20 protein-coding genes are annotated in these 18,490 nt (G+C 58.3%); 13 read left to right on the top strand and 7 right to left on the bottom strand.

The genetic code is table 11. The features are described from left to right. Window positions 1–73 precede the first annotated feature (73 nt). The 7 genes from atpE to ABD013_RS16975 all read left to right on the top strand — a co-directional run bounded on the left by atpE (window position 74) and on the right by ABD013_RS16975 (window position 5,777). Window positions 74–304, top strand: coding sequence for a F0F1 ATP synthase subunit C (gene atpE, locus ABD013_RS16945; RefSeq protein ID WP_106591824.1), 231 nt, complete (start codon window positions 74–76; stop codon window positions 302–304). A 61-nt stretch (window positions 305–365) separates the two neighbouring features. Then, on the top strand, window positions 366–836 hold the full coding sequence (locus ABD013_RS16950; RefSeq protein WP_343808741.1) for a F0F1 ATP synthase subunit B: 471 nt from the start codon (window positions 366–368) through the stop codon (window positions 834–836). Between the two features lie 12 nt (window positions 837–848). Then, the gene (locus ABD013_RS16955; protein ID WP_343808743.1) at window positions 849–1,385 is read left to right on the top strand and encodes a F0F1 ATP synthase subunit delta; all 537 of its coding nucleotides are present in this window, start codon (window positions 849–851) and stop codon (window positions 1,383–1,385) included. Window positions 1,386–1,400: 15 nt separating this feature from the next. After that, complete coding sequence (atpA, locus tag ABD013_RS16960; RefSeq protein ID WP_343808745.1) at window positions 1,401–2,945, top strand: F0F1 ATP synthase subunit alpha; 1,545 nt, start codon at window positions 1,401–1,403, stop codon at window positions 2,943–2,945. Between the two features lie 74 nt (window positions 2,946–3,019). Beyond that, on the top strand, window positions 3,020–3,883 hold the full coding sequence (atpG, locus tag ABD013_RS16965) for a F0F1 ATP synthase subunit gamma (protein WP_343808747.1): 864 nt from the start codon (window positions 3,020–3,022) through the stop codon (window positions 3,881–3,883). A 37-nt stretch (window positions 3,884–3,920) separates the two neighbouring features. Then, complete coding sequence (gene atpD / locus ABD013_RS16970) at window positions 3,921–5,318, top strand: F0F1 ATP synthase subunit beta (RefSeq protein WP_343808749.1); 1,398 nt, start codon at window positions 3,921–3,923, stop codon at window positions 5,316–5,318. Between the two features lie 33 nt (window positions 5,319–5,351). Continuing rightward, window positions 5,352–5,777 carry a F0F1 ATP synthase subunit epsilon gene (locus tag ABD013_RS16975; protein ID WP_343808751.1) on the top strand — a complete coding sequence of 142 codons (426 nt, stop codon included), beginning with the start codon at window positions 5,352–5,354 and terminating at the stop codon, window positions 5,775–5,777. A 95-nt stretch (window positions 5,778–5,872) separates the two neighbouring features. On the opposite strand, the gene ABD013_RS16980 is transcribed toward ABD013_RS16975, so the two are convergent. Continuing rightward, on the bottom strand, window positions 5,873–6,613 hold the full coding sequence (locus ABD013_RS16980) for a TrmB family transcriptional regulator (RefSeq protein ID WP_343808753.1): 741 nt from the start codon (window positions 6,611–6,613) through the stop codon (window positions 5,873–5,875). Between the two features lie 118 nt (window positions 6,614–6,731). On the opposite strand from ABD013_RS16980, the gene glmU reads away from it, so the two are divergent. Both glmU and glmS read left to right on the top strand, forming a co-directional pair. Continuing rightward, the gene (gene glmU, locus ABD013_RS16985; RefSeq protein WP_343808755.1) at window positions 6,732–8,099 is read left to right on the top strand and encodes a bifunctional UDP-N-acetylglucosamine diphosphorylase/glucosamine-1-phosphate N-acetyltransferase GlmU; all 1,368 of its coding nucleotides are present in this window, start codon (window positions 6,732–6,734) and stop codon (window positions 8,097–8,099) included. 2 nt (window positions 8,100–8,101) lie between these two features. Continuing rightward, window positions 8,102–9,928 (top strand): glutamine--fructose-6-phosphate transaminase (isomerizing), encoded by a 1,827-nt coding sequence (gene glmS / locus ABD013_RS16990; RefSeq protein ID WP_343808757.1) that lies wholly within the window; start codon window positions 8,102–8,104, stop codon window positions 9,926–9,928. A gap of 66 nt (window positions 9,929–9,994) precedes the next feature. On the opposite strand, the gene ABD013_RS16995 is transcribed toward glmS, so the two are convergent. From ABD013_RS16995 to ABD013_RS17005, 3 genes are read right to left on the bottom strand one after another with little or no spacing between them, the layout of a single operon-like run. Beyond that, window positions 9,995–10,417 carry a YbaN family protein gene (locus tag ABD013_RS16995; RefSeq protein ID WP_343808759.1) on the bottom strand — a complete coding sequence of 141 codons (423 nt, stop codon included), beginning with the start codon at window positions 10,415–10,417 and terminating at the stop codon, window positions 9,995–9,997. 24 nt (window positions 10,418–10,441) lie between these two features. Next, window positions 10,442–11,833: a heavy metal sensor histidine kinase gene (locus ABD013_RS17000; RefSeq protein ID WP_343808761.1), complete on the bottom strand. Its 1,392-nt coding sequence runs from the start codon at window positions 11,831–11,833 to the stop codon at window positions 10,442–10,444. Next, entirely contained in the window at window positions 11,830–12,501 is a 672-nt protein-coding gene (locus ABD013_RS17005) for a heavy metal response regulator transcription factor (RefSeq protein ID WP_343808763.1), read from the bottom strand. Before ABD013_RS17005 ends, ABD013_RS17000 begins: the two co-directional genes overlap by 4 nt. A 142-nt stretch (window positions 12,502–12,643) precedes the next feature. Here ABD013_RS17005 and ABD013_RS17010 point away from each other — a divergent pair, with 142 nt between their 5' ends. Continuing rightward, a complete protein-coding gene (locus tag ABD013_RS17010) occupies window positions 12,644–13,138 on the top strand; it encodes a GlcG/HbpS family heme-binding protein (protein WP_343808765.1) in 495 nt (164 codons plus the stop codon). Window positions 13,139–13,186: 48 nt separating this feature from the next. After that, entirely contained in the window at window positions 13,187–13,597 is a 411-nt protein-coding gene (gene uraH, locus ABD013_RS17015) for a hydroxyisourate hydrolase (protein WP_343808767.1), read from the top strand. A 7-nt stretch (window positions 13,598–13,604) separates the two neighbouring features. On the opposite strand, the gene ABD013_RS17020 is transcribed toward uraH, so the two are convergent. Continuing rightward, window positions 13,605–14,231 (bottom strand): PGAP1-like alpha/beta domain-containing protein, encoded by a 627-nt coding sequence (locus tag ABD013_RS17020; RefSeq protein WP_343808769.1) that lies wholly within the window; start codon window positions 14,229–14,231, stop codon window positions 13,605–13,607. A gap of 150 nt (window positions 14,232–14,381) precedes the next feature. On the opposite strand from ABD013_RS17020, the gene ABD013_RS17025 reads away from it, so the two are divergent. Further along, a complete protein-coding gene (locus ABD013_RS17025) occupies window positions 14,382–15,872 on the top strand; it encodes an FMN-binding glutamate synthase family protein (protein ID WP_343808771.1) in 1,491 nt (496 codons plus the stop codon). Window positions 15,873–15,928: 56 nt separating this feature from the next. Here the strand turns inward: ABD013_RS17025 and ABD013_RS17030 are convergent, their stop codons facing one another. Together ABD013_RS17030 and ABD013_RS17035 are read right to left on the bottom strand one after the other, a co-directional pair. Next, entirely contained in the window at window positions 15,929–16,138 is a 210-nt protein-coding gene (locus tag ABD013_RS17030) for a PA3496 family putative envelope integrity protein (RefSeq protein WP_343808773.1), read from the bottom strand. Between the two features lie 175 nt (window positions 16,139–16,313). Further along, window positions 16,314–17,213, bottom strand: a complete 900-nt coding sequence (locus tag ABD013_RS17035; RefSeq protein WP_343808775.1) for an SIS domain-containing protein — start codon at window positions 17,211–17,213, stop codon at window positions 16,314–16,316. A gap of 176 nt (window positions 17,214–17,389) precedes the next feature. Here ABD013_RS17035 and ABD013_RS17040 point away from each other — a divergent pair, with 176 nt between their 5' ends. After that, window positions 17,390–18,469 (top strand): TRAP transporter substrate-binding protein, encoded by a 1,080-nt coding sequence (locus tag ABD013_RS17040; protein WP_343808777.1) that lies wholly within the window; start codon window positions 17,390–17,392, stop codon window positions 18,467–18,469. Window positions 18,470–18,490 lie beyond the last annotated feature (21 nt).

Raw genomic sequence — 18,490 nt, forward strand, 5'->3', positions numbered from 1 at the left:
GGATAGCTAACGATTTACTTTTGTAAAACTCTGAAAACTTAAACTTAACCTTGAAAATAGTTGGAGAGAAAAAATGGAAGCAATGCTGTATATCGCTGCTGCGCTGATGCTGGGTCTGGGTGCAATCGGTGCTGCTATCGGCATCGGTATCCTGGGTGGCAAGTTCCTGGAAGGTGCTGCTCGTCAGCCGGAACTGGTTCCGCTGCTGCGTACTCAGTTCTTCATCGTAATGGGCCTGGTTGACGCGATCCCGATGATCGGCGTGGGTCTGGGTCTGTACGTCCTGTTCGCTGTTGCTGGCTAACAAGTAGTTCGAATAGCGTTTTACGTAACTACTTAAACCGACAACCGCGAGAGGTAATGGCGTGAATATCAATCTCACCATCATTGGTCAGGCCATTGCATTCTTCCTCTTCGTCGTATTTTGCATGAAATACGTCTGGCCGCCGATCACCGGTGCGCTGGCTGAGCGTAAGAAGAAGATTGCCGAAGGGCTTGATGCGGCCGACCGTGCTGAACGTGATCTGAAGCTGGCTCAGGAAAAAGCCGCTAACGATATGCGTGCCAGCAAGGAAGAGGCAGCCGCCATCATTGAACAGGCCAACAAGCGGGCTAACCAGATCATCGAGGAAGCCAAGGAGCAGGCACGCGAAGAAGCTAATCGCGTGAAAGCATCCGCTGAAGCTGAACTCGATCAGGAAATCAACCAGGCACGTGAAGCTCTGCGTGCACAGGTTGGCGCACTGGCAATTGCCGGTGCCGAGAAGATTCTGGAAGCCTCTGTTGACGAAAAAGCCCACGCACAGCTGGTTGAGAAACTGGCAGCTGAGCTTTAAGCGAGGTTTACGATGGCTGAACTCAATACAGTCGCTCGGCCCTACACCAAAGCCGCATTCGAATATGCGCGCGACAAGGGCAACCTCGATCAGTGGTCCAACCTGCTGTCCCTGGCCGCTCAGGCGGTTCAGGACAGCGAGCTGGCCCGTGTGCTGAGCAATCCGGCACTGACAGTGGAACAGAAAGCGGAACTGGTCATTTCTGTCTGCGAACAGCAGATCGATGAGGCAGGCAAGAACTTTGTCTTCCTGCTGGCCGAAAACCGCCGTCTGGCCCTGCTGCCGGAAATTGCTGTGCAGTTCAACATCCTGAAAGCAAACCTGGAAATGAAGGTCGATGTCGACCTGACTACTGCGTTTGCGCTGGATGATGCACAGCAGGAAAAACTGGCGAAAGCCCTCAGCAGCAAGCTGGGTCGTGAAGTGAAACTGACCTCCCAGGTGGACAAGTCCATCATCGGTGGTGTGGTCGTTCGCTCTGATGACCTTGTGATCGATGGTTCCGTTCGTGCACGACTGGCGAAACTGGCCGAAGCGATGAATTCCTGAGTGTGAGGAATAACAATGCAGCAACTGAATCCTTCTGAGATCAGCGAGATTCTCAAGAAGCGCATCGAAAAGCTCGACGTGTCTTCTGAAGCCCGTAACGAGGGCACCATCGTCAGCGTATCCGATGGTATTATCCTGATCCACGGTCTTGCCGACGTTATGTACGGCGAGATGATCGAATTCCCGGGTGGCGTCTACGGTATGGCGCTGAACCTGGAGCGTGACTCTGTAGGTGCCGTAGTACTGGGCGACTACCAGGGTCTGGTAGAGGGCATGACTGCCCGTTGTACTGGTCGAATCCTGGAAGTACCGGTTGGTCCGGAACTGCTCGGTCGCGTTGTAGACGCGCTGGGTAACCCGATCGACGGCAAGGGTCCGATCGACGCGAAAATCACCGACGCAGTTGAAAAGGTTGCGCCGGGCGTTATCGCACGTCAGTCCGTTGATCAGCCGGTTCAGACCGGTCTGAAAGCGATCGACGCGATGGTACCGGTAGGTCGTGGTCAGCGTGAGCTGATCATCGGTGACCGTCAGATCGGTAAGACTGCGATCGCCATTGACGCGATCATCAACCAGAAAGGTACCGGCATCAAGTGTATCTACGTTGCGATCGGACAGAAGCAGTCCACTATCGCTAACGTGGTACGCAAGCTGGAAGAGCACGGCGCGATGGATCACACCATCGTCGTAGCTGCAGGCGCTGCTGATCCGGCTGCCATGCAGTACCTGGCGCCGTACGCCGGCTGTGCCATGGGTGAATACTTCCGTGACCGCGGTGAAGACGCGCTGATCGTATTTGACGACCTGACCAAGCAGGCTTGGGCTTACCGTCAGATCTCTCTGCTGCTGCGTCGTCCGCCGGGCCGTGAAGCTTACCCGGGTGACGTATTCTACTTGCACTCCCGTCTGCTGGAGCGTGCGTCCCGTGTCAACGCCGACTACGTTGAGAAGTTCACCAACGGTGAAGTGAAAGGCCAGACCGGTTCTCTGACCGCACTGCCGATCATCGAAACCCAGGGTGGCGACGTATCCGCGTTCGTACCGACCAACGTGATCTCCATCACCGATGGCCAGATCTTCCTGGAAACCAGCCTGTTCAACTCTGGCGTACGTCCTGCGATCAACGCAGGTCTGTCCGTATCCCGAGTGGGTGGTTCTGCCCAGACCAAGATCATCAAGAAGCTGGGTGGTGGTGTGCGTCTGGCTCTGGCTCAGTACCGTGAGCTGGCAGCGTTCGCACAGTTCGCTTCCGACCTGGACGATGCTACTCGTAATCAGCTGGAACACGGCCAGGCCGTAACCGAGCTGATGAAGCAGAAACAGTACTCTCCGATGTCCGTCGCCGAGATGGGTCTGAGCCTGTACGCTGCCAACGAAGGCTTCCTGAAGGGTGTCGAGCTGGACAAGATCGGTGCTTTCGAAGCAGCCCTGGTCGCCTACTTCAACAGCGAACACGCTGATCTGATGGCGAAAGTGAACGAGAAGGGCGATTTCAACGACGAAATCGCAGCTCAGTTCAAGGCTGGCATCGAGAAGTTCAAGTCTACCCAAACTTGGTAATCGCTCGTCAGAGCAGGTGACCGGCCAGCAACACCGGCCGGTCCAATACTGAGTCAAGTTTAATAGGCGGAACTATGGCAGTCGGAAAAGAGATTAAGACGCAGATTGCGAGTATCAGCAGCACGCGCAAAATCACCAGCGCCATGGAAATGGTTGCTGCGTCGAAGATGCGCAAGGCTCAGGACCGCATGCAGTCTTCCCGTCCGTACGCCCAGAGCATCCGTGGTGTCATTCAGCATCTGGCGAAAGCCAACCCTGAATACAAGCACCTCTACATGCGGGAGCGTGAGGTCAAACGTGTCGGTTTCATTGTAGTGGCATCCGACCGTGGCCTCTGTGGCGGTCTGAACGTGAACGCGTTCAAGGCAGCTGTAAGCAAAATGAAGGAGTTCCACGACCAGAACATCGACGTCGATGTCTGCGCACTGGGCTCCAAGGCAATCACCTTCTTCCGTAACTTCGGCGGTAACGTCGTAGCAGCGAAAGGCGGTCTCGGCGATGCGCCGGAACTGGAACAGCTGATCGGTTCGGTCAAGGTGATGCTGGATAACTACGACGAAGGCAAGCTGGATCAGCTGTTCATCGTGTCTAACGACTTCGTGAACACCATGACTCAGAAGCCTGTTGTAGAACAGCTGCTGCCGCTGAAGGCGGAAGACGATGATGAGACTCTCAACCATCACTGGGACTATCTGTACGAACCGGACGCGAAAGAGCTGTTGAACGGCCTGCTGACGCGTTACATCGAGTCCCTGGTCTATCAGGCCGTGGTTGAGAACAATGCCTGTGAACAGGCAGCACGTATGCTGGCGATGAAGAACGCAACCGACAACGCCGGCAACCTGATTGATGAGCTGCAATTGGTATACAACAAGGCTCGTCAGGCGGCGATTACTCAGGAAATCTCCGAGATCGTCGGTGGTGCTGCTGCTGTTTGATGCAGTGAACAGGTTTAAAAGTTAAGAGGATCCGAACATGAGTAGCGGACGTATTGTTCAGATTATCGGTGCGGTTGTAGACGTGGAATTCCCGCGTGACAGCGTACCGAAGGTTTACGACGCACTGACCGTCGAAAAAACCGGCCTGACACTCGAAGTTCAGCAGCAGCTGGGCGACGGTGTCGTACGTGCAATCGCCATGGGCCAGACCGAAGGTCTGAACCGTGGTCTGGAAACGACCAACACAGGCGCTCCGATTTCTGTACCGGTTGGTACTGCGACCCTGGGTCGTATCATGGACGTTCTGGGTAAACCGATCGACGAATGTGGTCCGATCGGTGAAGAAGAGCGTTACCCGATCCACCGTAAGGCACCGTCTTACGCGGATCAGGCAGCGACCAATGAACTGCTGGAAACCGGCATCAAGGTTATCGACCTGGTATGCCCGTTCGCCAAGGGTGGTAAGATCGGTCTGTTCGGTGGTGCCGGTGTAGGTAAAACCGTAAACATGATGGAGCTGATCAACAACATCGCGACTCAGCACTCCGGTCTGTCTGTATTCGCTGGTGTAGGTGAGCGTACCCGTGAAGGTAACGACTTCTACCACGAAATGCAGGAAGCGGGTGTTGTAAACGTTGACCAGTTCGACCAGTCCAAGGTAGCGATGGTTTACGGTCAGATGAACGAGCCGCCGGGTAACCGTCTGCGTGTAGCCCTGACCGGCCTGACCATGGCGGAAAAATTCCGTGATGAAGGCCGTGACGTACTGCTGTTCGTCGACAACATCTACCGTTACACCCTGGCGGGTACTGAAGTATCTGCACTGCTGGGTCGTATGCCGTCTGCAGTGGGTTACCAGCCGACTCTGGCGGAAGAGATGGGCGTTCTGCAGGAGCGTATCACCTCCACCAAGACTGGTTCCATCACGTCTATCCAGGCGGTATACGTACCGGCGGATGACTTGACTGACCCGTCTCCGGCGACCACCTTCTCCCACCTTGACGCGACTGTAGTACTGTCTCGTCAGATCGCGGAGCTGGGTATCTACCCGGCGATCGACCCGCTGGATTCCACCTCTCGTCAGCTGGATCCGCTGGTCATTGGTCAGGAGCACTACGAAGTGGCTCGTGGCGTACAGCAGACTCTGCAGCGCTACAAGGAACTGAAGGACATCATCGCGATCCTGGGTATGGACGAACTGTCTGAAGAAGACAAGCAGACCGTATCCCGTGCGCGTAAGATCCAGCGCTTCCTGTCTCAGCCGTTCTTCGTAGCTGAAGTCTTCACCGGTGCACCGGGTAAATACGTGTCTCTGAAAGACACTATCCGTGGCTTCCAGGGCATCCTGGCAGGTGAATACGACGCTCTGCCTGAGCAGGCGTTCTACATGGTCGGCTCTATCGACGAAGCAGTCGAGAAAGCGAAGGGCCTGTAAGTTCCGCGCGGAACCTTTTAAGAGGTAATCAAGATGGCTATGACTGTTCATTGTGACATCGTAAGTGCCGAAGAAGAGATCTTCTCTGGCCTCATCGAGTTCGTCTCCGTGACAGGTAGCCTGGGTGACCTGGGTGTTTACCCGGGTCACGCTCCGCTTCTGACGGAACTGAAACCAGGCCCTGTCGAGCTGCGCAAGCAGGGCGGTGAGGAAGATGTATTCTACGTCTCCGGTGGCTTCATCGAAGTCCAGCCGCATAAGGTGACAGTGCTTGCTGATACTGCACTGCGTGCGGGTGATCTGAGTGAAGCCGCGGCGCTTGAAGCCCAGAAGCATGCCGAGCATGCCATGGCTGACAAGACCGGCGAGTTCGAATACTCCCGTGCTGCGGCTCAGCTGGCTGAGGCAGCGGCCCAGCTTCGCACTCTGCAGCAGATTCGTCGCAAGGCCGGTAAGTAATCGGTTTTTCGACAACGCTCAAAAAAGCAGCCCTCGGGCTGCTTTTTTTGTGTCTGAAATATGCCGGATTCGCCCAGGGGACTGAGCAGGAGTGATTACAGCAGCTGCCACAAGGTATTGAAGATGATCTGTTGGGCACCGGCAACCTCACGGGAATCGATCACCACGGCGGTGGGGTAGTTGTCCGAGGCCAGCGAGATGATCGCGCAGCGTGGCGGGTAGATGGCGATATAGGCCGCATCCACGGGGCCGTCGGTTCTGATCCACTTGCGCTCGGACAACTCGGCACTTTCACCGCCTTCACCGATCGCAATCGCACGCACACGGATGCCCCGGGCGACCCGCTGTGCCGTGAAGTTGGGAAAGGGGCGGTAGAGCAAGGGTCGTATCGGCTTGGATGAAAATACCGAATAGACCGGCTCCGGCTGTGCGCCCACCCGGTTGAGGATATCGCGCAGTACCTGCTCAATGCCGGCATCCCCTTCATAGAACTCCACGTTGGCGGTACTGAAGTCCGGTTTCAGGTGGTGCAATTCCGGGATGACGGCGTTCTTCAGCCGATCGATCGCCTGTTCCATCTGTTCGCGGCGCTCATCGGCCAGCTGCAGCAGCACTCCCGGCTCCCGTGCCGAAAAATAGCGCCGCTTGCCTTTGGGCAGGTAGGTGACGATGCCACGTTGCTGCAGGCTCTTCAGGCATTCATATGTGCTGCCACGATTGACACCGGCACGTTCAGCTACGGTTCGAATAGAACTGGGGCCCAGTGCCAGTAAGGCCTTGTAGATATTGATATCGCGCTCGGTCAGGCCAAGCAGCTCGAAAATTTCTGGTGTCATTTTGTCAATTTTTTTGTGACAAATAGTATTGATCGAGAACGAGTATACGCTAAAGTTTCGTGCACTTTATATCTCAATGTCGTGACAGGCAGTTGCGACCTCAGGGTACCGAGACAATATGAAAACGGATGTAGTGATTCTGGCTGCCGGGCAGGGCAGTCGCATGAAGTCAGCGTTGCCGAAAGTGATGCATGGCCTGGCCGGCAAACCGATGCTGCAGCATGTGGTCGACAGTGCTCAGCGTCTGGCGCCCGAGGCCCTGCATGTGGTGATTGGCCATGAGGGCGAGCAGGTCGAGCAGGCAATGTCAGGCCAGGCGCTGAGTTTTGTCTGGCAGCGTGAGCAGCTGGGAACCGGCCATGCCGTGGCTCAGGCGATGCCGAATATTGGCCAGGATTCGGTGGTACTGGTGCTCTATGGTGATGTACCGCTGACGCGACCGGAAACGCTCGAGCAGTTGATCAGGATCGCGGCGCATGGTGACCTCGGTCTGCTGACCGTGACCCTGGAAGATCCGACCGGTTATGGCCGGATTATTCGCAACGCGGTTGGTGACGTGGTAGCCATCGTCGAGCATAAGGACGCCACCGAACAGGAAAAACTTGTTCGCGAGGTTAACACGGGCATTCTGGCGTTGCCGTCCTCGGCCTTGCATGAGTGGTTGCCCAAGCTGTCTGCCGACAACGCCCAGGGCGAGTATTACCTGACCGATGTCATCGCCATGGCAGCGGAAGAGGGCATGCGCGTGCGCGCGATTCAGCCCGAGGCCGAGCAGGAAGTGCAGGGCGTCAATAACCGCCAGCAGCTGGCCCAGCTGGAGCGCTGGTATCAGCGTCAGCTGGCCGAGGCGTTGATGGCCGATGGCGTGACCCTGGCTGATCCCGCCCGTATCGACATTCGCGGTAATCTGAAGACGGGTCAAGATGTGCTGATCGATATCAACACCATTTTCGAGGGTGAAGTGGTGCTGGGTGAAGGTGTCGAGGTCGGCGCCAACTGCATTATCCGTAATGCCCGCATCGGAGCCGGCACGCGGATCGAAGCCAACTCCATGATCGACGGTGCTGTGGTAGCGGAGCATGCCCAGGTTGGTCCTTTTGCTCGTCTGCGTCCCGGCACTGAGCTGGCGGCTGGCAGCAAGGTCGGCAACTTTGTTGAAACCAAGAAGGCGCGTATCGGTGCCGGCTCCAAGGTAAACCATCTGACCTATATCGGTGATGCCGAGATCGGTGTGGACGTAAATGTGGGTGCAGGCACCATTACCTGCAACTATGATGGCGTCAACAAGTCGCTGACCCGAATCGGTGACGGCGCCTTTATCGGCTCCAACAGCTCGCTGGTGGCGCCGGTGGAGATTGGTGCCGGCGCGACGGTAGGAGCCGGCTCTACGGTGACCAAGGCCGTTTCCGATAATCAGCTGGCCGTAGCGCGTGGCAAGCAGATTAACCTCGATAACTGGGCGCGCCCGCAGAAAAAGGGATCCTGAGCATGTGTGGAATCGTTGGCGCCATCGCGGCGCGCCCTGTGGCGGGGATCCTGCTGGAAGGCCTGCGTCGTCTGGAGTACCGAGGCTACGACTCGGCCGGCATGGCTGTACTTGACCAGGGCGAAATCAACCGCCTGCGTCGCATCGGCAAGGTGCAGGCGCTGGCCGATGCCTGTGAGCAACAGCCACTGCAGGGGCATCTTGGCATCGCCCATACCCGCTGGGCGACCCACGGCAAGCCGTCGGAGCAGAATGCCCACCCGCACATGTCCGGCGAACGCCTGGCCGTGGTGCATAACGGTATCATCGAGAACTTCGAGCCGCTCAAGCGTGAGCTGCAACAGGCAGGCTACGTGTTTACGTCGGAGACCGATACCGAGGTGGTGGCGCACCTGCTGGATCGCGAACTGAAGATGGGCCTCGACCTGCAGGCAGCCCTGCGTCAGACGCTGAGCTACCTGGAGGGCGCTTTCGCCCTGGGGGTGATTCATACCGATCAGCCGGAGCAGCTGCTCACAGCGCGCAAGGGCAGCCCACTGGTGATCGGTGTCGGCATCGGCGAGAACTTCATCGCTTCCGACCAGCTGGCGCTGCTGCCGGTGACCGATCGCTTCATGTTCCTTGAGGACGGCGATATTGCGGTTCTGGAAGCTGAACGGATTCAGGTATTCGATGCTGAGGGAGATGCGGTCGAGCGTGCAGTGAGCACTTTCGAACATGGTCAGGGCAGTGCTGAGAAGGGCGAGTTCCGTCATTTCATGCTCAAGGAGATCTACGAGCAGCCCCGCGTCATGCAGGCTGTTCTGGAAGGGCGTATCGCCTCCGGTCACTTGCTGGAGCAGGCGTACGGCAGTGAGGCCGGTGCCATCTTCGATCAGGTGAAACAGGTGCAGATCGTGGCCTGTGGTACCAGCTATCACGCCGGTATGGTCGCCAAGTACTGGATTGAAGAGCTGGTTGGTATCCCCTGCATGGTGGAGGTGGCCAGTGAGTTCCGTTACCGTCCGGTGGTCTTGCCTGAAGGTACCCTGCTGCTGACCCTGTCCCAGTCCGGCGAGACCGCCGATACCCTGGCGGCGCTGCGTGAGGTGAAGGACAGGGTGCTGGCAACGCTGGCGATCTGCAACGTGCCGGGCAGCTCGCTGGTGCGTGAGTCCGATCTGAGCCTGATGACCAACGCAGGCCCCGAGATCGGTGTGGCCTCGACCAAGGCGTTCACTTCCCAGCTGGTGGCGCTGATGCTGACCACCATCGCGTTGGGGCGCCGTCATGGTCTCGACACCGAGAAAGAGTTCGAACTGATCGCGGCCCTGCAGCAGCTGCCGGCCCTGCTGGAACAGCTGCTGGAACTGGATGGCCCCATCGAGGAGATGTCGGCCCACTTCGCCGAGAAGCACCATGCGCTTTTCCTCGGCCGCAACAGCCTTTACCCGGTGGCGATGGAGGGAGCACTCAAGCTTAAGGAAATTTCCTATATCCATGCCGAGGCCTACCCGGCGGGTGAGCTCAAGCATGGTCCTCTGGCGCTGGTGGACAAGGATATGCCGGTCATTGCCGTAGCGCCGCGTAACGGCATGCTGGATAAGCTAAAGGCCAACCTGCAGGAAGTGCGGGCACGTGGTGGCGAGCTCTTTGTCTTTGCCGGCTGTGAGGAAAGCATCCAGCCGCAGGAAGGTATCCATGTGATCTACCTGCCGGCCATGCCCCCGGTGCTGGATCCGATCGCCTTTACCCTGCCGCTGCAGCTGCTGTCCTACCACGTGGCCGTGCTCAAGGGCACGGATGTGGATCAGCCGCGCAACCTGGCCAAGAGTGTTACGGTGGAATAAAGCGACTTTCGAGTTGTGAGCCCCAAATGACAACGCCCTGCATGATGCAGGGCGTTGTTGTTTGTATCAGGCCGAATCTCTGGAGTCGGGCCAGGCCGTCTGATCCGAGATGGGCTCAGGTCGCGACCAGACGACTAAGGCCCCTGTCGCGATAAACAGCAGGATAGCCGCCAGCAGGACTGGGTGACTAATGGTGATCAGCACAATTGCCAAGGCCGTGAGCATACCGGCACTGGCCACCCACTTGGTGCGCCGGTCGATATAGCCCCCCTGTTCCCAGTTGCGCAGGCGTTCACCGAACAGGGGGTGCTGCTGAAGCCAGAGGCGCAGCCGTGGCGAGCAGCGTGAGGCACACCCGGCCGCAAGTAATATGAAAATGGTCGTTGGCAGCCCCGGTAACAGGGCGCCGGCCAAAGCCAGCGCAATGCACAGCCAGGTCAGTAACAGCCACAGCCAGCGTAATGGCCGGTGCGTATGTGGGTCGGCCATCGTGACTCCTTTTCCACCCTAATTTCACTTCAGTATAGATGAGACCGAAGTCTGACGGTAAGGCAGCCAGATCATGAAACAGGTGCCGCTGTCATCACTGCTGACCTCAGCATGGCCGCCGTGCAGCAGCATTATCGAGCGGACTATCGCCAGCCCCAGGCCACCGCAATCGTCGGATTCGGCACGGGCAGGATCGCAGCGGTAGAAGCGCTCAAACAGGCGAGGCAGGTGTTCGGCGGCGATGGCCGGCCCCCGATTGTGGACACGAATTTCGATGCCGCCGTTACGTTCATGGCTGCTGATCAGAATGGAACTGTCTGCCTCGGCATAACGCAGGGCGTTGGCGATCAGGTTGGCCAGCGCCCGACGCAGCAGGTCACGGTCGGCACAGACTTCATGTCTGGCCTGGTTGATCAGCTGCAGGCCTCGGTCCTCGGCCATACCCTCAAAGTACTCGCTCAGCTGCTCCACCAGTTCGCCCAGCGCCAGGGCTTCGGCATGAATCGAGGCTCTGGGCTGTTCGGTACGAGCCAGAAACAGCATGCTATCGATCATGCGGGACAGACGCTCATACTCTTCCAGATTAGAGACCAGCAGGCTTTCATACTCGTCCCGAGTGCGAGGGTGGCTCAGGGTCTGCTGAGTCTGCCCCATCAGGTTACTCAGCGGGGTACGCATCTCGTGAGCCAGGTCTTCTGAGAAGCGAGACAGCTGGGCAAAGCCGTCTTCCAGGCGGGCCAGCATCTGGTTCAGGGCCTGACTGAGGGCCTGTAGCTCACTGACCGGGTGATGATCTTCCAGCCGGAGATGGAGATGCTGCGCATCGATGCGCGCGGCTCTATCCGCCAGGTGGCGGACCGGACGCAGCCCTCGCTGGCTGACCAGCCCGCCCAGCGCAAAGGCCAGCAGGGCTCCCACGGCCAGGGCCATGCCCAGCTTGAGACGGTAAGCGGCCAGCATCTGGTTGCGCTCGGCCAGAAGCTTGCCGGCAACCAGGGTGACCGATCGTTCACCCTGGCGTACCTGGACCCAGGCCAGCCGTGCTGGCGTCTTGCCGGAGAGCTGGGTAAAGCGGATGGCCTCGGCAGGCGGCAGCCGAGGAATGGCCAGGTTCGCGGGGTTGATTTCGATCAGTGCCTTGCCCTGGATATCCAGAATCCACAGCAGACTCTGGCGGTTGCCCAGCATATTGCCGTACAACTGCGGGCGCTCGCGCAGTGCGGCAATACTGGCGCTGTCATCCAGCAGGGCATGCATGCGATCCAGCCGCCCCAGCAGCGCCTGGTCATCCCGCCAGGCAATCTCCCTGTACAGCGATTGATAAAGGTACAAGCCAATACTGCCCAGCACCAGGATGCTGACCAAGGCAAACAGCAGAGCCAGTCGCAGGCTGAGCGCCCGGGGCCAGATGCTCATGCAGGCGCCTCCAGTACATAGCCCATGCCGCGGACAGTCTGGACCAGTTTGGTCGGGTAGGGGTCATCGACCTTGGCGCGCAGGCGGCGAATGGCCACATCCACCACATTGGTGTCGCTGTCGAAATTCATCTGCCACACCTGGGAGGCGATATAGGTGCGGGACAGCACTTCGCCTTCGCGGCTCATCAGCAGGTGCAGCAGGGAAAACTCCTTGTTGGTCAGGCTGATGCGTTCACCGTTGCGGCTGACGCGGCGGCGTAGCAGGTCCAGCTGCAGGTCGGCGACCTCGAAGACCGAGGATTCCCGTGCCGGTGCTCGGCGTAGCAGGGTACGGACCCGGGCTAGCAGCTCGGCAAAGGAGAAGGGCTTGACCAGGTAGTCATCGGCACCCAGCTCCAGCCCCTTGACCCGATCGTCAACGGCATCTCGGGCGGTCAGAAACAGCACAGGTAGCTGAGAGGTGCGGCGGATGATCTGCAGCAGCTGCCAGCCATCCAGCCCGGGCACCATGACATCGAGGATGATCAGATCGAATTCTTCCTCCTGAATCAGGTGCTGACCGTCAAAGCCGTTCAGCGCCACGGCCACCGTGTAGCCGGATTCGCTCAACCCCTTGTTCAGATAGTCCGCGGTCTTGGGCTCATCTTCTACCACCAGTATGCGCATTGTCTGTCCTCCTGCGGGCAGGGTAAGCGGAACGGCGCTTAGCCGCCATTACAAATTCGTAATTGTCCGGCAATCCGCCTGACGGGGGCGCTACGGCATAGTAGGCCGCGTTCGCAAACGGAACCCATAACGGAGATTGAGTATGCTTGCCAAGACCATCCGTACCACGGCCCTCGGCCTTACGCTGTGCAGCAGCGCCTTTGCTGCCGACGGCGTTGCCCAGCGTGCGGACGTTACCTTACCGCTGGCCAATCAGTTGATCGATGCCACGCTGGCGGCCTGTCACGATCAGGGCCGTACTGCCGTGGTTGCAGTTGTCGACCGCGGCGGCAATCTGGTGGCGTTGCAGCGTGATGACAACGTGGGTCCGCACAACACTCTGGCCGCCCAGCGCAAGGCCTTCACATCCCTGTCGACCAAGAATACCAGCCGGGCGCTGTCCGATCTGGCCCGCAGTACCCCGGATGCCGAAAACCTGAACACCCTGAATGAGCTGCTGTTGCTTGGCGGTGGTGTGCCCCTGAAGGTCGAAGGTCAGGTCATTGGTGCCATTGGTGTCGCCGGAGCCGGTGGTGCCAAGACTGATGAAGGCTGTGCCTTGACTGCCATCGAGCAGGTGCTGCCTAAAACGCTTTAATGCCATCCCCTTTGCATATTCATAATTGTATAAAACTGGAGTAATCACATGAACAAGCTGAAATCCCTGTGTGCTGGTGTCGTTCTGTCCGGCGTATCGTCTCTGGCCCTGGCTGCTGGCAACCCGCTGAGTGTACACGTGCTGAACCTGGAAAATGGCCTGCCGTCTCCAGACGTCACGGTCACCCTGGAGCAGAAGAGCGCGAAAGGCTGGAAGCCGCTGAACAGCGGTGTGACCAATGAAAACGGCCGGATCACGGCACTGTTTCCGGAAGGTCTGTCACTGGAAACCGGTACCTACCGCGTTACTTTCGAAACCGGCACTTGGTTCGAAAAGCATGACAGCGAAACCTTCTTCCCGGAAATTCCGGTGATCTTCAATGTTGATGGTGCGGTTGAGCACTACCACATCCCGCTGCTGCTGAGTCCGTACGGTTTCTCCACCTACCGCGGCAACTGATTTGTGGTTATGCAGGCCCAGCGCTGTCTGGTGCCTGCCTTTCCAGTATGGACAAAATATAGTCGATGACCCGCCTTGAATAGATCAGGCTGGTATGGCTGAGCGGAAATACCTTGTGCTCGCACATGCCGGTGACGCGCGTTTCATCAATCAGTACCGTACCGTCCGACTCGGACTTGGGGCTCAGCAGTGGCATCAGCCCCAGCGGCAGGTCACCCGCAATGCTGTAGAGGCGGGCAGGGAAAGGCCAGTGTCGGTTATCCGCTAACAGGTACTCAATGCTGTCCTTCAATATCCCCTTGAGCTTCGAACCGTTAATTTCCTTCGCCAGGAAGCTGCCCTTGTGTGGTGTGCCCAGGGTGATGACAGGGTCGACCCATTGGCTTTGTGAACTGCTGCGTTCAAGATAGCGACGGGCGATCAGTCCCCCCATTGAATGGCATACAAAGGCGGTGGGTTCGCCATCGATGAAAGCATCGATGCGGTCGCATATCGCATCCATATCCGGCGAAAGGGTATTGTAGGTCAGGTTCAGTGTGGCATAGCCTTTCTTGTTCAGGCGTCGGCACAGGGGATACATGACCAGTCCCGACATGTAGAGCCCGTGCAGCACCACAACCTTTGTCACGTTCATATTTCCAATGGCTCCTTCCATCTGTCCTGCTCAGCTTAACGCTGGACTCCCTCGCTGGGGAAGTTTTGCGTAAAAGAGTCAGGTCATGGCCGTTACATGGGCCACGGGTTAGGATAGAACCAAGTTGAACTGAGTGGGACAAGGAACGAAATGAACGATACCCTCTTCATGCTGGCGATCGGCTTTATCGCGCTGATCGGTGTGATCGTGCTGCTGGTCATAGTCGGCGCCCTGATCACGGCTGTGGTCATGTACCAGATCGACAAGCGTCAGACCGTCCATACCATCCGCCGCAACTACCCGCTGCTGGGACGCTTCCGCTACATCTTCGAGGAGTTGGGCGAGTTCTTCCGCCAGTACTTCTTCGCCATGGACCGCGAAGAAATGCCGTTCAACCGTGCCCAGCGCTCCTGGGTTTACCGGGCTGCCAAGAACATCGACAACACCGTTGCGTTTGGCTCTACGCGAGACCTGCGCAAGCCCGGTACCTACTATTTCCTCAACTGTCCCTTCCCGACGTTGAGCGAGGATGCGGCGGGTACCCAGCCGATGCGGATCGGCCCCTATTGCCGCACACCCTATGATGCGCCGTCTTTCCTCAATATTTCCGGCATGAGTTTTGGTGCTCTGTCGGCACCGGCGGTGCAGGCGTTGTCGATGGGCGCGGCCAAGGCCGGTTGCTGGATGAATACCGGTGAGGGCGCGTTGTCCAAACATCACTTGAAAGGCGGCTGTGACATCGTATTCCAGATCGGTACCGCCAAATACGGGGTACGGGATGAGCATGGCCGGCTCGATGATGAGCGCCTGGCCGAGATTGCGTCGATTGAGCAGGTGCGCATGTTCGAGATCAAGCTGAGTCAGGGCGCCAAACCCGGCAAGGGCGGGATCCTGCCGGCAGACAAGGTGACCGCCGAGATCTCCGAAGCGCGCGGTATTCCCGTAGGACAGGCGTCGATCAGCCCCAATCGTCACCCGGAGATCTCCAGTATCGATAACCTGCTCGACTTCATCGAGCATGTGCGTGAAGTGACCGGCAAGCCAGTGGGCTTCAAGCTGGTGCTGGGTTCCACCGACTGGCTGGACAGCTTCTGCGAGGCGGTGACCAAGCGGGGCAGCGAGTCGGCGCCGGACTTTATCACTCTGGACAGTGCCGATGGTGGCACCGGTGCGGCGCCCATGCCGTTGATGGACAGCGTGGGCCTGCCGTTGCGCGAGAGCCTGCCGCTACTGGTTAACAAGCTGACGCAGCATAATCTGCGTAACCGAATTCGAGTGATCGCGTCCGGTAAGCTGATCAATCCCACCGACGTGGCTGCGGCGATCTGTCTGGGAGCGGACTTTGTGGTGACGGCGCGCGGGTTCATGTTCGCGCTGGGCTGTATTCAGGCACTGCAGTGCAACAAGAACACCTGCCCGACCGGGATCACCACCCATGATCCCAAGCTTCAGCAGGGGCTGGTGCCCGAGGTGAAAGCGGTACGGGTGGCCAATTTCCACCATAACCTGGTGCATGAGGTAGAGCTGATCGCCCATTCCTGTGGCGTCACCGAGCCTCGTCAGCTGCGCCGCGAGCATGCTGCCGTGGTGGTCGATGGCGGCGGTGCCGTGCCGCTGAATATTCTTTACCCGCGCGACTGAAGAGCTACACCAGGTAGTAAAAAGCCAGCCCCTTGGGGCTGGCTCCTCCTGCGGTATCAGTGTTCGTCTTCGAACCAGGATTCTTCATCGATCCAGGACATCAACTCTTTCTCCTCCCGATGCCGTTCGATGGCGCGCCTGGCTTCCAACAGGCGGCGTGTTGCATGCTGTTTGCGACGATTCTTCTGTTCGACATCGTACCCAACCATGATGTCGAAAACCTCGGTCTGGATAGGGTCCAGGTCCTGCTCTTTCCGTATCAGCATAGCCTTGCTCCGATCTCAGGGTCACTGTAATCAGGAGACATCAGGAGTGTCTGGCTGACTACAGCAAACACGCATGGAGATTTTTTTGTACCGCGTTGAGGACAAAAGATCAATTCCCCGCAGGGATAGGTCGGAGCTTAGAGCAGGCGTATTGCAGCGGGATGACGGCGAGTGATCACTCGCCGTCGGAGTCCAGAGAAGGGCGACGCATCGGCGGGATGCGCTTGTCGTTCTGACGCAGGTTGCGCAGGCTGCGCTTGATGGTCTTCAGGTGATCGACCAGTGCCGGACCCAGCTTCATCGCCACGCCCACGGCCAGGATATCGATGATCACCAGATGCACCACGCGGGAGGACATCAGCGTACTCAGATCCTTATCCTCTTCCACATCGACGTGGATCGGAATGGTCGCCAGGTCGGCCAGTGGGGTGTTGCCCGGGCACAGGGTGATCACGGTCGCACCCCTGTCCTGTACCAGTTTGACCGTATGCAACAGGTCCTTGGTGCGCCCTGTCTGGGAGATAGCTACCACTACATCGCCTTCGCCAAGGGTCAGCGCCGAGATGGTCTGCATGTGGGGGTCGGAGTAGGCCGCCGCAGATACCATCAAGCGGTAGAATTTGTGCTGGGCATCGGCACAGACCGGAGCCGAGGCGCCGAAGCCGTAGAATTCGACCCGTTTGGCCTTGGCCAGAGCATCGATCGCTTCCTCCAGTGTACCGGGCTCAAGCTGGTCACGGATATTGATCAGGTTGCCGATCATGGAGTCGAAGATCTTCTGCTTGAACTCGATCACCGTATCCTTGGAGTCGAGCGAGAACTGCTCGTAACTGGCATTGCTGGCCAGCCCCTGAGCCAGCGTCAGCTTGAAGTCCTGGAAGCCGTCGTAATCCAGTGCGCGGCAGAAGCGCACCACGGTGGGTTCACTGACCTGGGCTTCGGATGCCAGGTCGACGATCCGCATGTGGATCACTTCGTTCGGGTTGGCGAGGACGTAATCGGCCACCTTTTGCTCGGACTTGCGCAGTCTGGGGCGGGCATCGGCAATCGACTTGAGCAGATTGAAGGAGTTCATCTCCGAGGATTCCAGTTAATCATTGTTTTATCAGCAGTATAACAATGATTGCAACACCCGCCCATGACCGCTTGCGCCAAGCTGGCCGCCACCCATGTCGCATTGCAGGTGGTGGGGGAGCGTGCTAATTTCATCCCAGTGTTACATCCGGTTTACAACTAACAAGGAATAAAGCCGTGAAACGCAGACAATTTCTCCGTGGCGCTGGTGCTGCCACAGTTGCTGCCGGTGCGCTGGTGTCATCCAAGGCGATGGCCGCGCCGGAATACAAATGGAAGATGGTCACCACCTGGCCGAAGAACTTCCCCGGTCTGGGTACGGGTGCCAACCAGCTGGCCGAGATGATTAACAAAATGTCCAATGGCCGTATTCAGGTCAAGGTCTACGGTGCCGGCGAGTTGGTCGGGGCGCTGGAGATCTTTGATGCGGTCTCCCGTGGTACTGCCGAGATGGGCCACGGTGCTGCCTACTACTGGAAGGGCAAGAGTACGGCCGCGCAGTTCTTTGCCGCGGTTCCCTTTGGTCTGACTGCCCAGGAAATGAACGCCTGGCTGTACCATGGCGGCGGCATGGAGCTGTGGGAAGAGGTCTACGACAAGTTCGGCCTGGTACCGGGCGCAGCCGGCAACACCGGTGTGCAGATGGGCGGTTGGTTCAACAAGGAGATCAACAGCGTTGAAGACCTTAAGGGGCTGAAGATGCGTATCCCGGGCCTGGGTGGTGAAGTGCTCAAGCGTGCCGGCGGTACCCCGGTGCTGTTGCCGGGTGGCGAGATCTTCCCGTCACTGCAGTCCGGTGCCATCGACGCGACCGAGTGGGTCGGTCCTTACAACGACATGGCGTTCGGTCTGCACAAGGCGGCCAAGTACTACTACTACCCGGGATGGCATGAGCCGGGCACCACGCTGGAGTGCTTCATCAACAAGGAAGCCTTCATGGCGCTGCCGGAAGATCTGCAGGTGATCGTGCGCAACGCTCTGCGTGTGGCCAACCAGGACATGCTGGCCGAGTTCATGACCAAGAACAACCAGGCGCTGGATCAGCTGGTCAACCAGCACGGAGTCGAGCTGCGCAACTTCCCGGACGATGTCATGATCAAGCTGCGTACCATCTCCGATGAGGTGGTGGCCGAAGAAGCCCAGAAGGACGAGATGACCAAGAAGGTCTACGATTCCTTTATCAAGTTCCGCGATCAGGTTCAGAAATGGACCGCCGTGTCCGAGCAGGCCTATATCAACGGCCGCTCACTGAGCTGATCGGATCAGTACTGCAAAGGC

Origin of the sequence: Marinobacterium maritimum (assembly GCF_039523155.1) — a bacterium.
GTDB classification, from domain to species: domain Bacteria; phylum Pseudomonadota; class Gammaproteobacteria; order Pseudomonadales; family Balneatricaceae; genus Marinobacterium; species Marinobacterium maritimum.

Bases quoted from the DNA above. Each gene is read 5' to 3' on its own strand.
- atpE (WP_106591824.1), top strand. From the start codon at position 74: ATGGAAGCAATGCTGTATATCGCTGCTGCGCTGATGCTGGGTCTGGGT.
- atpG (WP_343808747.1), top strand. From the start codon at position 3,020: ATGGCAGTCGGAAAAGAGATTAAGACGCAGATTGCGAGTATCAGCAGC.
- ABD013_RS16995 (WP_343808759.1), bottom strand. From the start codon at position 10,417: ATGGCCGACCCACATACGCACCGGCCATTACGCTGGCTGTGGCTGTTA.
- ABD013_RS16975 (WP_343808751.1), top strand. From the start codon at position 5,352: ATGGCTATGACTGTTCATTGTGACATCGTAAGTGCCGAAGAAGAGATC.
- ABD013_RS17005 (WP_343808763.1), bottom strand. From the start codon at position 12,501: ATGCGCATACTGGTGGTAGAAGATGAGCCCAAGACCGCGGACTATCTG.
- ABD013_RS16980 (WP_343808753.1), bottom strand. From the start codon at position 6,613: ATGACACCAGAAATTTTCGAGCTGCTTGGCCTGACCGAGCGCGATATC.
- ABD013_RS17020 (WP_343808769.1), bottom strand. From the start codon at position 14,231: ATGAACGTGACAAAGGTTGTGGTGCTGCACGGGCTCTACATGTCGGGA.
- glmS (WP_343808757.1), top strand. From the start codon at position 8,102: ATGTGTGGAATCGTTGGCGCCATCGCGGCGCGCCCTGTGGCGGGGATC.
- ABD013_RS17030 (WP_343808773.1), bottom strand. From the start codon at position 16,138: ATGCTGATACGGAAAGAGCAGGACCTGGACCCTATCCAGACCGAGGTT.
- ABD013_RS17025 (WP_343808771.1), top strand. From the start codon at position 14,382: ATGAACGATACCCTCTTCATGCTGGCGATCGGCTTTATCGCGCTGATC.
- glmU (WP_343808755.1), top strand. From the start codon at position 6,732: ATGAAAACGGATGTAGTGATTCTGGCTGCCGGGCAGGGCAGTCGCATG.
- ABD013_RS16955 (WP_343808743.1), top strand. From the start codon at position 849: ATGGCTGAACTCAATACAGTCGCTCGGCCCTACACCAAAGCCGCATTC.
- atpD (WP_343808749.1), top strand. From the start codon at position 3,921: ATGAGTAGCGGACGTATTGTTCAGATTATCGGTGCGGTTGTAGACGTG.
- uraH (WP_343808767.1), top strand. From the start codon at position 13,187: ATGAACAAGCTGAAATCCCTGTGTGCTGGTGTCGTTCTGTCCGGCGTA.
- ABD013_RS17035 (WP_343808775.1), bottom strand. From the start codon at position 17,213: ATGAACTCCTTCAATCTGCTCAAGTCGATTGCCGATGCCCGCCCCAGA.
- atpA (WP_343808745.1), top strand. From the start codon at position 1,401: ATGCAGCAACTGAATCCTTCTGAGATCAGCGAGATTCTCAAGAAGCGC.
- ABD013_RS17000 (WP_343808761.1), bottom strand. From the start codon at position 11,833: ATGAGCATCTGGCCCCGGGCGCTCAGCCTGCGACTGGCTCTGCTGTTT.
- ABD013_RS17010 (WP_343808765.1), top strand. From the start codon at position 12,644: ATGCTTGCCAAGACCATCCGTACCACGGCCCTCGGCCTTACGCTGTGC.